Annotated in this window: 14 protein-coding genes; 7 read left to right on the top strand and 7 right to left on the bottom strand. The window is 65.6% G+C overall.

Annotated elements, in window-relative coordinates; genetic code table 11:
- Position 1 precedes the first annotated feature (1 nt).
- Positions 2-940 (top strand): ABC transporter ATP-binding protein, encoded by a 939-nt coding sequence (locus FJX73_05825; protein ID MBM3470294.1) that lies wholly within the window; start codon positions 2-4, stop codon positions 938-940.
- Positions 940-1,752, top strand: coding sequence for an ABC transporter permease (locus FJX73_05820; GenBank protein MBM3470293.1), 813 nt, complete (start codon positions 940-942; stop codon positions 1,750-1,752). Before FJX73_05825 ends, FJX73_05820 begins: the two co-directional genes overlap by 1 nt.
- Positions 1,753-1,809: 57 nt before the next feature.
- Here the strand turns inward: FJX73_05820 and FJX73_05815 are convergent, their stop codons facing one another.
- Both FJX73_05815 and FJX73_05810 read right to left on the bottom strand, forming a co-directional pair.
- The gene (locus FJX73_05815; protein ID MBM3470292.1) at positions 1,810-2,835 is read right to left on the bottom strand and encodes a 6-phosphofructokinase; all 1,026 of its coding nucleotides are present in this window, start codon (positions 2,833-2,835) and stop codon (positions 1,810-1,812) included.
- 52 nt (positions 2,836-2,887) lie between these two features.
- On the bottom strand, positions 2,888-3,982 hold the full coding sequence (locus FJX73_05810; GenBank protein MBM3470291.1) for a 6-phosphofructokinase: 1,095 nt from the start codon (positions 3,980-3,982) through the stop codon (positions 2,888-2,890).
- 55 nt (positions 3,983-4,037) lie between these two features.
- Between FJX73_05810 and FJX73_05805 the strand changes: the two genes are divergently transcribed.
- From FJX73_05805 to FJX73_05795, 3 genes are read left to right on the top strand one after another with little or no spacing between them, the layout of a single operon-like run.
- Positions 4,038-5,276 carry an MFS transporter gene (locus FJX73_05805; protein ID MBM3470290.1) on the top strand — a complete coding sequence of 413 codons (1,239 nt, stop codon included), beginning with the start codon at positions 4,038-4,040 and terminating at the stop codon, positions 5,274-5,276.
- A gap of 15 nt (positions 5,277-5,291) precedes the next feature.
- On the top strand, positions 5,292-6,143 hold the full coding sequence (locus FJX73_05800; GenBank protein MBM3470289.1) for a histidinol-phosphatase: 852 nt from the start codon (positions 5,292-5,294) through the stop codon (positions 6,141-6,143).
- 22 nt (positions 6,144-6,165) lie between these two features.
- On the top strand, positions 6,166-7,923 hold the full coding sequence (locus tag FJX73_05795; protein MBM3470288.1) for a phosphoenolpyruvate carboxykinase (GTP): 1,758 nt from the start codon (positions 6,166-6,168) through the stop codon (positions 7,921-7,923).
- A gap of 13 nt (positions 7,924-7,936) precedes the next feature.
- Here the strand turns inward: FJX73_05795 and FJX73_05790 are convergent, their stop codons facing one another.
- The 5 genes from FJX73_05790 to bfr all read right to left on the bottom strand — a co-directional run bounded on the left by FJX73_05790 (position 7,937) and on the right by bfr (position 11,211).
- Positions 7,937-8,857, bottom strand: a complete 921-nt coding sequence (locus FJX73_05790) for a hypothetical protein (protein ID MBM3470287.1) — start codon at positions 8,855-8,857, stop codon at positions 7,937-7,939.
- Between the two features lie 238 nt (positions 8,858-9,095).
- On the bottom strand, positions 9,096-9,443 hold the full coding sequence (locus FJX73_05785) for an inorganic pyrophosphatase (protein MBM3470286.1): 348 nt from the start codon (positions 9,441-9,443) through the stop codon (positions 9,096-9,098).
- Positions 9,444-9,562: 119 nt separating this feature from the next.
- Positions 9,563-10,231 carry a pyridoxamine 5'-phosphate oxidase family protein gene (locus FJX73_05780; protein ID MBM3470285.1) on the bottom strand — a complete coding sequence of 223 codons (669 nt, stop codon included), beginning with the start codon at positions 10,229-10,231 and terminating at the stop codon, positions 9,563-9,565.
- Entirely contained in the window at positions 10,084-10,725 is a 642-nt protein-coding gene (locus FJX73_05775; GenBank protein MBM3470284.1) for a hemolysin III family protein, read from the bottom strand. Before FJX73_05775 ends, FJX73_05780 begins: the two co-directional genes overlap by 148 nt.
- A 21-nt stretch (positions 10,726-10,746) precedes the next feature.
- Positions 10,747-11,211 (bottom strand): bacterioferritin, encoded by a 465-nt coding sequence (bfr, locus tag FJX73_05770; GenBank protein ID MBM3470283.1) that lies wholly within the window; start codon positions 11,209-11,211, stop codon positions 10,747-10,749.
- Between the two features lie 208 nt (positions 11,212-11,419).
- Here bfr and FJX73_05765 point away from each other — a divergent pair, with 208 nt between their 5' ends.
- Both FJX73_05765 and FJX73_05760 read left to right on the top strand, forming a co-directional pair.
- Complete coding sequence (locus tag FJX73_05765) at positions 11,420-12,043, top strand: hypothetical protein (protein ID MBM3470282.1); 624 nt, start codon at positions 11,420-11,422, stop codon at positions 12,041-12,043.
- Positions 12,044-12,090: 47 nt separating this feature from the next.
- Positions 12,091-13,764, top strand: a complete 1,674-nt coding sequence (locus FJX73_05760; protein ID MBM3470281.1) for a DUF4445 domain-containing protein — start codon at positions 12,091-12,093, stop codon at positions 13,762-13,764.
- Positions 13,765-13,769 lie beyond the last annotated feature (5 nt).

Genomic DNA, 13,769 nt, shown 5'->3' with positions numbered 1-13,769 from the left:
GATGCCCACCGTTGCTGCGCGCGCCCTGCTGAAACGCTTCGGCGACCTGGCCGCCGTGGACGGCATCTCGTTCGATGTCCGCCCCGGTGAGTGCTTCGGCTTCTTGGGTCCAAACGGCGCCGGCAAGACCACCACCATGAAGATGGTATACTGCGTGCTGCCTCCGACCTCGGGCGACCTGCGGGTGCTAGGCATGGACGTGCGCACGCACCCGCGCGCGATCAAGGCACGGCTGGGCGTTGTCACCCAGGACAACACGTTGGACACGGCGCTGACCGTACGCGAGAACCTCGTGATCTTCGCGCGCTACTTCGACATCCCGTGGGGATTGGCCAGGCGCCGGGCCGACGATCTCCTGGAGTTCGTGTCGCTCACCGACCGCGCCGGGGACAGGGTTGAGTACTTGAGCGGCGGCATGAAGCGGCGGCTGATGGTGGCGCGGGCGCTCGTGCCGCAGCCCGAGCTGCTCGTCCTCGACGAGCCGACAACCGGACTCGACCCGCAGGCGAGGCAGCTGGCATGGGAGAAACTGCGGCAGCTCAAGCGCACGGGCGTCACCCAGATCCTCACCACTCACTACATGGAGGAGGCCGCGGCGCTGTGCGATCGCATCGCCATCATGGACCAGGGCCGCATCGTCACCGAGGGCTCCCCGGCCGACCTGATAGCCGCCCACGCAGGCCGCGAGGTGGTTGAACTGAGGGCTACCGACACCGAGTGGCAGGAACAGGGCACCCTGGAGCGGGTACTCGGCATCGCAGGCGACCTGGCAGAGACACATGAGGTATACGGCGACCTTCTGGTGATCCCCACGCACGATGGCGAGGCCCTGCTGCGTCGCATTCGAGAAGACGGCGTCGTGCTCGAGTCCGCAACGCTGCGCCGCGCCACGCTAGAGGACGCGTTCCTGCGGCTCACCGGCAGGAGGCTCCGCGACTGATGAAGCCGCAACTGATGGCGCCGCGCGCGCTGGGCGCATACTCGCTTCTGTTCTTCTCGCCCCGAGGCGCGTTCCGGTTCTGGCAGCGCAACGCCTACATCTTCAGGCGCATCTTCCCGGAGTCCGTAGCGGTGAACTTCCTGGAACCGGTGATCTACCTGCTGGCGATGGGGTTTGGAATCGGCGCGTACCTCAGCACTGTCGGCGGGCTTCCCTATCTCACGTTCGTCGCCACCGGGCTGGTGGCGACCGCGGCGATGTTCGGGGCCACCTTCGAGTGCACCTACAACGCCTACGTGCAGATGTACTACGAGAAGGCCTACGACGCGGTCATCACGACCCCGCTGGGGGTCGAGGACGTGGTGATCGGCGAGATCTGGTGGGGAGCGACCCGGAGCGTGCTCTACGGGACGGTGTTCCTGGCGGTGATAGCGCTGTTCGGCACAGTGCGGTCACCGCTTGCCCTGCTGATACCGGTGCTGTTCCTCCTGTCGGGATTGATGTTCTCGGTCATAGCAATGACCTTCACCGCGGCCAACCCCAGCATAGACTACTTCACTTTCTACTTCGCCCTGTTCATCACGCCGATGTTCATGTTCAGCGGCGTCTTCTTTCCCCTTGACGCCCTGCCGGCCTGGGTCCGGACCGCGGCCTGGTTCACGCCGCTCTCCCACGTCGTCAGCCTCAGCCGGGCGCTGGCATTGGGAACCCTGGAAGCACACCATGCGACGGACCTCGCATGGATCCTGACAGTCACCGTGGCGATGTTCCCGCTGCCGGTCGTGCTGATGCGGCGCCGGCTCGTCAAATAGCGCAGGGCAACAACGTGCGATCGCCGGCGTCCGCGATCGGCCGAGAGCCCCTCCTGCCTAGTGGAACAGCCGCGTGAGCCGGTACAGCTCCGGGTCGAACGGGCTGGTGCCGGATAGCGCCTCCTCCAGGCCTACGGTGGTGATCTTTGTCCCGCGCAGGGCGACCATTACGCCGAAGTGCCCGGCCTCCACCGCTTCAACCGCGGCCACGCCGTAGCGGGTCGCAAGTATCCTGTCGAACACAGTAGGTGATCCACCCCTCTGTAGGTGGCCCAGCACGGTCACGCGCGTCTCGTAGCCGGTTTGCGCCTCGACCTCGCGCGCCAGCAGGGCTCCTATCCCGCCCAGGCGCACGTGGCCGAACTCGTCCACGCGGGCATCCTGTGTGACCTGCATACCGAAATCGGTCGGCCTGGCCCCTTCGGCGACGACAACGATGCTGAAGGTCCTGCCGCGCGCGTGACGCCGGCGTACGATCTCGCACACGTCCTCGATCGTGAACGGGACCTCTGGCACGAGAATCACATCGGCACCGCCGGATAGGCCGCCGACCCCGGCCACCCAGCCGGCATCGCGTCCCATGACCTCGACTATCATCACGCGGTGATGGGCCTCCGCCGTTGTATGCAGACGGTCGCAGGCGTCCATCACGATGTTCACGGCCGTATCGAAACCGATCGTGTAGTCGGTTCCGGGAACGTCGTTGTCCATGGTCTTGGGAACCCCGACCACCCTGGCGCCCATCTGGAAGAGCTTGAGGGCCACGCCCAGGGTGTCGTCACCGCCGATGGCGATGATGGCGTCAATTCCCAACCGCTCAATCGTCCGCAGCAGGCGCCCCTCGCCGCCCTCGGCCTTGAACGGGTTCGTGCGCGAGGTACCGAGGATGGTCCCGCCGCGCGGCAGAATACCCGAGACGCTGTCCCGTGTCAGGGGGAAGACGTCCCCTTCAAGCAGGCCCAACCAGCCCTTGCGGATCCCGATGACCTCGTGGTTCCCCTCGAGTGCCCGCCTGGTTATCGCACGAATCGCCGCGTTCAACCCAGGCGCGTCACCTCCGCCGGTCAGCACCGCAATCTTCATCCGCGCACCTCCTGGCCCACACCTCCAGGCCGCCAGCCCTCACTCCGAGCCGTCATCCTTCGCTCCCCAGCGAGATCCCCAACTCGCGCGCCGTGCGGGCCATCTCGCCGTCCGGGGCCACCCGCTTGGGCTCGGCGATCGCCTCTGAGATTGGCACCGCGACAACCGAAGGACCGCGCAGCGCGACCATCTGACCCAGGCGTCCCTCCATGACACACTCGACCGCGCGCACCCCGAACCGCGTGGCCAGGAGCCGGTCGGATGGGGTGGGGCTCCCGCCCCTCTGGAGATGCCCCAGCACCGTGCACCGGGTCTCTCGACCGGTCATGTCGGCGAGGGCATTTGCGACCTGCTGTCCTATCCCGCCGAGCCTGGGCAGCCTACCCGGGCCGCCCTCCTCTACAACGACCTGCGCCCCGCCGACCTGGACGGCTCCCTCGGACACCACAACGATCGAGAACCGCCGCCCCCGGGCCGCCCGCTCCTCGATCGCCTGGGCGACGACCTCGAGACGGAATGGGATCTCCGGTATCAACACCGAGTTCGCGCCCCCGGCAATCCCAGACTCCAATGGGAGCCATCCGGCGTTGCGGCCCATCGTCTCCACGACCATGATCCTGTGGTGACTCTCAGCGGTCGTGTGGAGCTTGTCAATCGCCTCGGTCGCCGTGAGCCGCGCGGTGTCGAATCCGAACGTCACGTCCGTGGCGGAGATGTCGTTGTCAATGGTCTTGGGAATGCCGACGATGGGCGCGCCCATCCGGTGCAGCGCGTCGGCGATGTGCAGGGTGCCGTCGCCTCCGATGACGAGCAGCGCGTCCAGCCGGAGGGTTTCCACTCGCTTCAGCACCGTGCGGGACGCGTCAATGACCTCCCGCCGCCCGTCGCGCTCGACCGGCCAGGCAAAGGGGTTCCCGCGGTTGGTGGTACCGAGGATCGTGCCGCCCTGCGTCAGGATGCCGCGCACGTCGTCACCCTCCAGCGGCCGGATCCTATCGTGCAGCAGTCCGTCGAACCCGTCCTCGATGCCCAGTACCTCCCAGCCCATCCCGACGGCAGCGGACAGCACCACGGCCCGGATGACGGCGTTCAGCCCCGGGCAGTCCCCTCCCCCGGTCAGGATTCCTATTCGCCGCCGTGAACTCATCGCAACAACCACCTCAGCGTAGGGTTGCCTCGGTGTTCCGCCGAAGCTACCTGGCATGGTGAGTTCTGCCCGAGACCTGCCTGCTTCCTCCTGGATCTCGATAGACGGCCGGATTATCCTGGGCGCACGCGCGGTTCGGACGTTCGCCTACGGGTTCCAGTCGGTGTTGCTGGGAGTCTACCTCAAGGAAGCGGGCTTTGCGCCCTGGCAGGTAGGCGCGGTGCTGACCGCGACCCTGTTGGGATCGGCCGCGCTTACCGCGCTGTTTGCCGGGACCGCCGACAGGTACGGTCGGCGCAGGATGCTGCAGATCAGCGCGGTCTTCATGGCCGGCAGCGGCGCGGCGTTCGCGTTCAGCACCTGGTACCCGCTTCTCATCCTAGCATCGCTGACCGGCACGGTGGGAGCGACATCGGGCGAGGTCGGCCCCTTTCTCTCGCTCGAGCAGGCGATGCTGCCCCAGACGACCGCGCAGGAGCACCGGACGCGGCTGTTCTCACTGTACAACATGGTGGGCGCGCTGGCCGGTTCCCTGGGCGCGCTGGCCGCCGGCACACCGGTTCTGCTGCAGCAGGTCCTGGGCATGGATCCCAGGATGTCGTTTCGGACGATGTTCCTGGCCTATGCCGCGTTCGCCTGCGTTGCGCTGTGGCTGTTCAAGCGGCTCAGCGGCCGCGTAGAGGTCGTGGTAGGCAGCGCGTCAGGATACGGCCTGCGGCGCTCACGCGGAATTGTCCTGAAGCTGGCGGCGCTGTTCAGTCTGGACTCGCTCGGCGGCGGGTTCGTGGTGCAGAGTCTGATCGCCTACTACTTCAACCTGCGCTGGGGAGCAGGGCCGGAGATCCTCGGCCCGATCTTCCTGGGCGTCGGCCTGCTGCAGGCCGCCTCGTTCCTGGCCGCGGCGCGGGTCGCCGAGCGCATCGGCCTGATCAACACGATGGTGTTCACGCACCTGCCCTCCAACGTGCTGCTGATGGCCATCCCGCTGGCGCCTTCGCTGCCGTGGGCGATCGGCCTGATCCTGGCCCGCCACGCCCTCTCCCAGATGGACGTCCCCACGCGCCAGTCCTACGTCGTGGCCGTGGTGGATCCCGAGGAACGGGTGGCCGCGGCCGGGGTGACGAACATCGCGCGCAACCTGGCCCAGGCCACGACACCGATCGCGGCCGGCGTGGCGATGCAGGTGGTCGGACTGGGCGTGCCGTTCTTTCTGGGAGGCGGGCTTAAGATCATCTACGACCTGCTTCTCTTTCGCATGTTTCGCAACGTCCGGCCGCCAGAGGAGCGGCGCTAGCGGCCGGAGGGGCCGATGAGACCGGGCATGTTGACGACCAGCTACCACACCCACAACCGCTACTGCGACGGGGAAGGCGAGATCGCGGAGTACGTGGACGCGGCCATCGGCGCCGGTCTGGAGGCGGTGGGGATCTCCAGTCACTCACCGCTGACCTTTGCTAACGACTTCGCCCTGCGGGCCGAGGACTTGCCGGCATACTGCGCCGAGGTCGAGCGGCTTCGGAAGTCCTACGCCGGGCGGCTGCGCGTGCACCTGGGAATGGAGTTCGACTTCATCCCTGAGCATGCGGCGCCTCTGTGGGAGATCGTGGCCCCATTCCGGTTCGAGTTCCTGATCGGCGGCGTCCACTTCCTCGGGCACGACGCGGCAGGGGTACCCTGGGCCTTCGACTACACACGGCAGGAGTTCGAGCAGGGGCTGCGCGAGATATTCGGTGGCGATGCCCGGGCGCTGGTTGCCGAATACTACAGGCGTGCGCGGCAGCTGGCAGAGTGGGGCCGCGTGGCGATCCTGGCGCATCTAGACCACATAAAGAGATGGAATGGCGATGGACGCTACTTCAGAGAGGACGAGGGGTGGTACAGGGACGAGGTGGAGACCACGCTGCGGGCCTGCGCGAAGGCAGGCCTGATCGTGGAGGTCAACACGTCGGGATGGCGCTGCTCGCCGGCGGCGCCACATCCAAGCCCATGGATCGTCCGGCGCTGCGTGGAGATGGCAATCCCCCTGGTCGTAACCGCCGACGCCCATCAGCCCGAGCACGTCGCCGCCTTCTACGCCGAGGCAGAGGCGATGTTGCGCGAGGCAGGGTGCTCCACGACCGCCGTCCTGCGCGAAGAAGGCTGGCGGATGGAACGGTTCTGATAAACGAGGAGGCTGGATCTAGATGGCCGCAACTTCGGTGGCAGAGCAATGGGTGGACGAGGCGGCACGACGGTGCCATCCCGATCGCGTGGTCTGGCACGGGGGCTCAGAAGAGGAGTTCGAGCGCCTTGTTGATGCGATGCTCCGCGACGCCACCCTGCACCGCCTGAACCAGTTCACCTATCCCAACTGCTACCTCCACCGGAGCCATCCACAGGACGTGGCCCGCACCGAGCACCTGACCTATGTCTGCACCCCGCGGCGTGAGGACGCCGGCCCAACCAACAACTGGATGACCCCTGCCGAGGCCGAGGAGAGAGTGGGAGCGCTCTTCAATGGAAGCATGCGGGGCCGGACCATGTACGTCATCCCCTACCTGATGGGGCCGGTGGGATCACCCTACAGCAGGGTCGGCATCATGGTCAGCGACAGCGCCTACGTAACGGCCAGCATGCACATAATGACCAGGGCGGGACGCGTGGCGCTGGAGCACCTGCGCACCCCCGAGGACTTCGTCGCCGGCCTGCACTCCCTGGCGGATCTCTCCCCGGAGCGGCGGTTCATCATGCACTTCCCACAGGAGCGGCTCATCTGGAGCGTCGGCACCGGGTACGGCGGAAACGCCATCCTGGCGAAGAAGTGCCATTCGCTGCGCATCGCCTCCTGGCAGGCCCGGCAGGAGGGCTGGATGGCCGAGCACATGTTGATCCTCGGGCTCGAGGATCCGTCAGGCGAGGTGACCTACCTGGCGGCGGCCATGCCCAGCGCGTCCGGCAAAACCAACCTGGCGATGGTGCAATCGGCGCTTCCCGGCTACAGGGTGTGGACGCTCGGCGACGACATCGCCTGGCTGAACGTGGACGACAAGGGGCAGTTGTGGGCGATCAACCCCGAGCAAGGGTCGTTCGGGGTAGCGCCGGGGACAAACATCAATACGAACCCCAGCGCGCTGGAGATGATACGCCGTAACGCCCTCTTTACCAATGTGGCCGTGTCCCCGGGCGGAGAGCCCTGGTGGGAGGGGACGAGCGACGCGCCGCCCGCGGGCCTGCTGGACTGGCAGGGCCGGCCGTGGCAACCCGAAGCCGGCCCCGCCGCCCATCCAAACTCCAGGTTCACCGCCTACCTGCGGCAGTGCCCCACCATCTCGCCCCGATGGGAGGATCCAAAGGGGGTGCCGATCTCGGGCATCATCTTCGGAGCGCGGCGATCGCGCGATGTCCCGCTCGTCTTCGAGGCGTTCGACTGGCAGCACGGCGTTTACATGGGTGCCTCGATGGGAACCGAGACCACGGCGGCGGCCACCGGCAAGGTGGGTGTGGTGCGCCGCGATCCCATGGCGATGCTGCCGTTCTGCGGCTACAACATGGGGGATTACTTCGCCCACTGGCTGGAGATGGGCAGGCGTCTGGCAGTGCCCCCAAGGATTTTCCGTATCAACTGGTTCCGCCGCGGCGCCGATGGACGGTTTCTCTGGCCCGGGTACTGCGAGAACGTGCGCGTCCTCAAGTGGATCGTCGAGCGAATCAAGCGTAAGGCCAGGGCCATCGAAACCCCTGTGGGTTTGATCCCGTCACCTGACGACCTGGACCTGACCGGCCTGGAGCTGGGTGGCCCGGAGGCCCCCCACAGCGCGGTGGCGGAAGCTCTGAGCTACGACCGGGAGGGCTGGCTGCAGGAGCTGGAGGAGCAGCGGACGCTGTTCGAGCAGTTCGGAGATCGGATTCCGGCGTCCATCTGGGAGGAGCACGCGCGGACCGGGCGGGAAATTCATAGATAATTCGCCGTGATCACTACCCCATCCTCTCGAGCAGAACCCTCAAGTTGCGCGGAAGAATATCAACCATGTCCAACAGGCCGCACTCCTCCAGCTTCTTCACCATCCTGGCGGGCAGTTGCTCAAGTGGTGTCCCGGCCACAAGGAGCGCCGTCTCCTCCAATGAGAATTGCGCTCCCTCCTCAACCCACCCCACGAACTCTTTGTTCTCCGGGCAGACCCTTTGGCATTGCATGCAACCCACCAGACAATCATGCCACGAAGCCTCCAACCACGCCGGAAAGGGAACTTCGCCGGGCCTCTCATTATGGAACGCGATACACCGTTCCGCGTGCAGCAGAAAGCGATCTGCGCTGATCGCGCCCGACGGACATTGCCTTATGCAGGCACGGCAGCCTTCACACCGTTCCACCATCCTTGATTCCTGCCAGTTCCCTTCCTCACATGGCAGATCAGAGTAGAAGGCCACCAACCGATGAAAACTCCCCATCCCGGCAACGTAGGTGATGTTGTTCTTGCCATACGCCGCCAGCCCACTGTGCGCTGCAAGCGGCTTCTTCGGCAACACTGCCTCACCTACCTGATACCCTTCTGGACCGAGGATCTCGGCCAAGGTCTCTTGAACTTGCCGGTCGGTCTCTCGCCAGTGTATGTACGTGGGTGGCACAATGATCGGTACGGGCTCGCCTTTCCAGGCAAAGGTGAAGCGCACCTGAGGCTGCCTTACGGCCACCACGATCAGAGACCGAGCCTCTAACAGGCTCTCGGGAGGACTGAAGGCAAATCCAGTCAGGCGTTCCTGATAGAACTGTTCCTCGAATGAGCCGCTGCCATAGTTCGCCTCGATGTCCCGCCGCAGGTCATGAAGGTGCTGGATTGATGCGACACTCCCCGCATACCCACGCTGCTCCAGCCGCTGCAGCATTCTCGCTTTCAATGAGATTCCCCCTTCGCCATGAGTAGCTTGCCTGACGGCCTCGAGCTAAGCTGCCTCCTTCACTCCAAAGTGAGACTGCGAGCACTGAGAGACGCGCCTGAGCGCTAGCCTGCCGGGCCAGCTTCAGCCAGTTGTTGTGGGGGCTGTTTCGAGCCTGCGGACCAACGAGCATGACAAAGCACGAGACGCATCGGGCACCGCTACGATAGAATCGTTTCGCTCTCCACATCATGCGTGGTCAGGTTGCGCGCTGCACCAGGATGGCCGATTGCATCCCGCAGTTGTGGATGGCAAGGACCTGCCTTGCTTCCTCCCTTGTGCAACCCACAAGAACTTTCAGTTCAGCGTCATGCTTCTTCTCATCTACCGTTACAAGAAGGCCGGTGACAGTACCCCCGGAAAGGCTTCCAACCCAGACATCGACCTCGGCACCATCGCCGGAGAGAGTGCCCTCCAGAAAGCCATAGTCCAGCGGATACACAAGATCTGGCTCCTCAGGATATGATAGCCCCTTCGGCCGATCGACCCGAATGCGGTGCGACGCCACGAATTCGTCAAGCCGGACCCAGAACTGTTCGTCTTCCATGGGAGAAGATGGCTCCAGAGGGTCGCCTAACATAAATGCCTTCAACCGAAACACGCGCCCGCCCTGCGCAACGCTTGCCCTCCACCCAAGTGCCGGAGCTCTTGCGGTCCCCCGAGTCCTTACTCCCCGGCGCGACGAATCTCCGCGACTCCACGATTCTTGTCCTTAGATCGCTTGCCCGTGATCCGCTCAATCGAGATGCGCCACAACCGCGTCTTCTCGAGCGACCGCTCGTTGAGGCTCCACTCCCTGCCGGAGTAGTGCCTCATTATCTGGCTCAGCGCATCGGCCTTGCCCTGGGGATCCACTATCTCCTCAACCGTGCCAAACCCGATCACGCTGTAGAAGGAGAAGGACCATTCGCAGGCTTCACCGGAACTTGGGATGACCCTAACATCGTGCTCCAACTCAAAGCAGACCCTGTTGTTGGAAGCCAGGTAGTCCAGCTTCATGCCCTCCCTGGCCGAGTGAAAGTAGATGAAGGCACCGTCATAGCCGAAGGACACGGGAACAACATAGGGCATATTGTCTTTGCACAGCCCCAACCTGCAGACCTGGGCCTGCGCAATGACCTTGTCGATCAGGTCTCTATTCGGGATTTCCTTGTCCTCACGTCTCACTGGGAGCGCCCGCGGGCATGCTAGCCCGCGTACCTCAGCACTGCGACGAAGTGACAGGCCGTACCCGTGAGAACGTACAGGTGCCAGACGAAGTGGCCGTAGCGAACCCGCTCCGCTGCCAGGAATCCGACGCCCGCCGTGTACGCCACGCCGCCGGCCACGAGCCACAGCAGGCCGGGTAGCGGCAGATGGGTCCAGAGGGGCTTAGCCGCGATGACGATCAGCCATCCCATCCCCAGATAGAGCGCTATCGACAGGACCGGGTACCTCACCCCGCACACCGCCTTGAGCACGATGCCCGTGATCGCTATGCCCCACACGAGCCCGAGCAGCGTCCAGCCCCACGTACCCCGCAACGCACCGAGGGTGAACGGCGTGTAGGTGCCGGCGATCAGAAGGAAGATCGCGCAGTGATCCAAGATCTGAAACACGCGCTTGGCCCGCCCCTTCGCCAGCGAGTGGTATAGCGTGGACATCAGGTAAAGCAGCAGCATCGTGGTCGCGAAGATACTCGCGCCTACTATTCCTAGGCCATCCCCGCTTCGAACCGCGGAAACAATCAGGAATGGAGCGGCTACGGCCGCTGCCAGCGCGCCCACGCCGTGGCTGACGCTGTTTGCGATCTCCTCGCCCAGCGACTGCGTCCTTGAGTTGGCCCGCACAGACTAACCCGTCGCAGCGTCCTAGGTCTGGTTGGTCAGGTAGTTCGCCAGGCCCATCTGCTCGATCTGAGCGTTCTGCACTTCCGCCCAATCCTCGTGGTCCTCTTCCATCTTGAGGATGCGGGTCAACAGGTCAACGCTGGCATTGTCACCTACCTCGCGCGCCAGCGCGATGGCTTTGTTGTAGGCAGCCACCGCGTCAATCTCGGCCTCCTGGTCGAACTTGATCATCTCGGGCACGGTCGGGCCGATCCTCATGGGATTGAGCTTCGATACGATCGGCGTGCCGTCCAGGAATAGGATGCGCTGGATGAGCCACTCGGCGTGGTGCATCTCGTCCACCGCCCGGGCCTCGATGGCCTTGTGAAGCTTCTCGTATCCCCAGTTGGCGCACATCTCCGAGTGCACCATGTACTGGCTGATGGCGGTGAGTTCGTCAGCCAGGAGTTGGTTCAGCGCCGATAGCATCTTCTCGTTACCCTTCATTCTTCTCGCCCCTTTCCCGCCCGAGTCAGGTTGCCGGTCCTTCCTACTATGACATCTTGGCTGACAAGGCGCCCACCTCCTGCGACGTGGTCGCGAGGGAAGCCTGCCGAACCGCGGGAACGATCCCTGGGGTAGGAGAACGCGGCGGTGGGTCGAACCGCTGGAAGGATACGCCGCTTCATCACGAGGCACAACAGGCGCGCACCGGATGGTCGAGCAGATCACCCTGGCCCGGCCCCGCGTGGATCCGGGCCTCATCCTGAGGCTGCAGAAGTACCGGAGGATCGAGGCGGTCTCGCCGGTCGTGCGGGAGACCTCTGCGCGGATGGCCGCGCTGGCCGAAACGCTGGTGGAACCACGGGCGTGGCTGGCACGCGGGCGGCTCACCCGGGTTGAGACCGCAGGCGGCGTGCTGCTTGCCGGTGGCCTCGCCTTCCACAGCCGCGCGCTGGCGCGCCGGCTCGCCCAGGCGGTAGAGGTCGCGATCGTGCTCCTCACCGTCGGGTCGGAACTGGAGCGGCGCGCGCAGGAGATGGTCCGCGACGGGCAGTTTGTGGAAGGGTTGTTGCTGGACACCGCGGGGTGGGTAGTGATAGAGATTCTCATTAAGGACATCAGGCGTCGCCTGGCCGCCGAGTGCCGTGCGCAGGGGCTGCGGCTGACCGGGCGGATGGCGCCCGGCTTCGGAGACTGGGGCCTGGAGCAACAGCGCGTCCTGTTCTCTGCGTTCGACGGCGCCGGTGTGTCGGTGCTGCTGACCGAGGCCTGCGTGATGCTGCCCCTCAAGTCCGCCTCAGGGCTCTACGGTTTGGTCCCCGTGGCCGCGCGATGATGACGGTGGCACGATGATCACGGTGGCGCGATGATCACGGTGGCGCGATGATCACGGTCAGGTTCGAGCCGGACGGGCGGACCACGGAGGTGCCCAGGGGCACCACGATCCTGGCCGCGGCGCGGCAGGCGGGTCTGGAGATCGTGGCCACCTGCGGCGCGCGCGGCCGGTGCCGGAGCTGCCGGGTCCAAGTGGTCGCGGGCGCGGTCCCACCGCCTACGTTGGCCGACCGGGTCCAGCTCGGCGAAGACGAAGTGCGAGAGCGCTTTCGCCTGGCGTGCCAGGCCGAGATCGGCGAGCCGCTGACGGTCCTGGTTGCCCCTATCCTGAAAGAGGTCGCCTTCCAGATCATGTCCGACACGCGGGCACTGCGGTCGGCGGCGGGCTTCCTTCTCGACTCCGGCGTGGAGCAGAGCCCTGCCTTTGGGCTGGCGTTCGACATCGGGACCACCACGGTCGTGGGCTACCTGGTGGACCTGCCCGGCGGTACGGTCGTCGCGACCGCCTCCGGCCTGAATCCCCAGGCCGCGTTCGGAGGCGACCTGATATCCCGCATTGCGTTCGCGCAGGAGAACCCATCCAACGTGCGTGCTCTCCAGACAAGGATCGTCCGGCTCCTCAACGGGCAGATCGAGGAACTCTGCTCGGATGCGGGCATCAACCGTGACGCCATCTACAAGACCGTGATCGTGGGCAACACCGTGATGCACCACCTGTTCCTGGGCATTGATCCCACGCCCGTGGGGCAGGCGCCGTACACGCCGGTGGTCCGCAGCAGCATGCGCCTGCGTGCGCACGAGGCCGGCCTGCGGCTGGACCCGCAGGTCCCGGTCTTCCTGCTGCCCATCGTCGCCGGGTTCGTGGGCGCCGACGCGGTCGGCATGGTCCTGTCCACACGCCTCTACACGAGTACCGAACCCCGGATCGCCGCGGACATCGGCACCAACGGCGAGGTGGTCCTGGGATTGCCCGACGGCCTGATCGCCTGCTCGGCGCCGGCCGGCCCGGCGCTGGAGGGCGGACAGATCCACTGCGGCATGCGGGGGGCGCGCGGCGCCGTAGACCAGGTTCATCTCGGGAGCGATGTCGCCTACCACACAATCGGCGGCGGCGCGCCGCTCGGCGTGTGCGGATCCGGCATCCTCGATGCGGTCGCCGGCATGCTGGATGCGGGCATCCTGGACGCGTCCGGGCGGTTGCATCCCGATCCGTCGGCCTCGGTACCTGATGCGCTCCGCCGGCGGGTCGTCTCGACCTCAGGCGAGGCGCCGGCGTTCGTGCTGGCTCGGGGCGACGAGACCGCCTCAGGAGAGGACATCGTGCTGACCCAGGCGGACGTCCGTCAGGTGCAGCTCGCCAAGGGCGCGATCCGCAGCGCGATCACCATGCTGGAGCGGATAAGCGGAACGTCGGAAGGCAGGATAGCCGAGCTGATGCTGGCGGGCGGGTTCGGCAACTACCTCAATGTGCGCAGCGCGATCCGCATCGGCCTGATCCCTGCGATGCCGCTCGATCGGATCAGCTATGTCGGCAACGCCGCCGGACTGGGCGCACAGATGGCACTGGTCTCGGAGACGGAGCGACGGAGGGCGGATGAGCTGGCAGCCAGGATCCAGCACGTTTCGCTGGCCGCGCACCCCGAGTTTCAGGAGGTGTTCCTGGAAGCCGTAGCGTTCCCGCCTCCAGACGGCATGGGAGAAGGCATGGGTAGGAAGGAGTGAGCGGG

The organism is Armatimonadota bacterium (genome assembly GCA_016869025.1).
In the GTDB taxonomy this organism is placed as follows: domain Bacteria; phylum Sysuimicrobiota; class Sysuimicrobiia; order Sysuimicrobiales; family Humicultoraceae; genus VGFA01.
The sequence above is the reverse complement of the archived record's forward strand: the minus strand, read 5'-3'. Positions and strand labels throughout refer to the sequence as shown.

Coding starts and splice junctions, on each gene's coding strand:
- FJX73_05800 (MBM3470289.1), top strand. CDS start 5,292: ATGAGACCGGGCATGTTGACGACCAGCTACCACACCCACAACCGCTAC.
- FJX73_05760 (MBM3470281.1), top strand. CDS start 12,091: ATGATCACGGTCAGGTTCGAGCCGGACGGGCGGACCACGGAGGTGCCC.
- bfr (MBM3470283.1), bottom strand. CDS start 11,211: ATGAAGGGTAACGAGAAGATGCTATCGGCGCTGAACCAACTCCTGGCT.
- FJX73_05785 (MBM3470286.1), bottom strand. CDS start 9,443: ATGGAAGACGAACAGTTCTGGGTCCGGCTTGACGAATTCGTGGCGTCG.
- FJX73_05765 (MBM3470282.1), top strand. CDS start 11,420: ATGGTCGAGCAGATCACCCTGGCCCGGCCCCGCGTGGATCCGGGCCTC.
- FJX73_05805 (MBM3470290.1), top strand. CDS start 4,038: ATGGTGAGTTCTGCCCGAGACCTGCCTGCTTCCTCCTGGATCTCGATA.
- FJX73_05820 (MBM3470293.1), top strand. CDS start 940: ATGAAGCCGCAACTGATGGCGCCGCGCGCGCTGGGCGCATACTCGCTT.
- FJX73_05825 (MBM3470294.1), top strand. CDS start 2: ATGCCCACCGTTGCTGCGCGCGCCCTGCTGAAACGCTTCGGCGACCTG.
- FJX73_05795 (MBM3470288.1), top strand. CDS start 6,166: ATGGCCGCAACTTCGGTGGCAGAGCAATGGGTGGACGAGGCGGCACGA.
- FJX73_05815 (MBM3470292.1), bottom strand. CDS start 2,835: ATGAAGATTGCGGTGCTGACCGGCGGAGGTGACGCGCCTGGGTTGAAC.
- FJX73_05810 (MBM3470291.1), bottom strand. CDS start 3,982: ATGAGTTCACGGCGGCGAATAGGAATCCTGACCGGGGGAGGGGACTGC.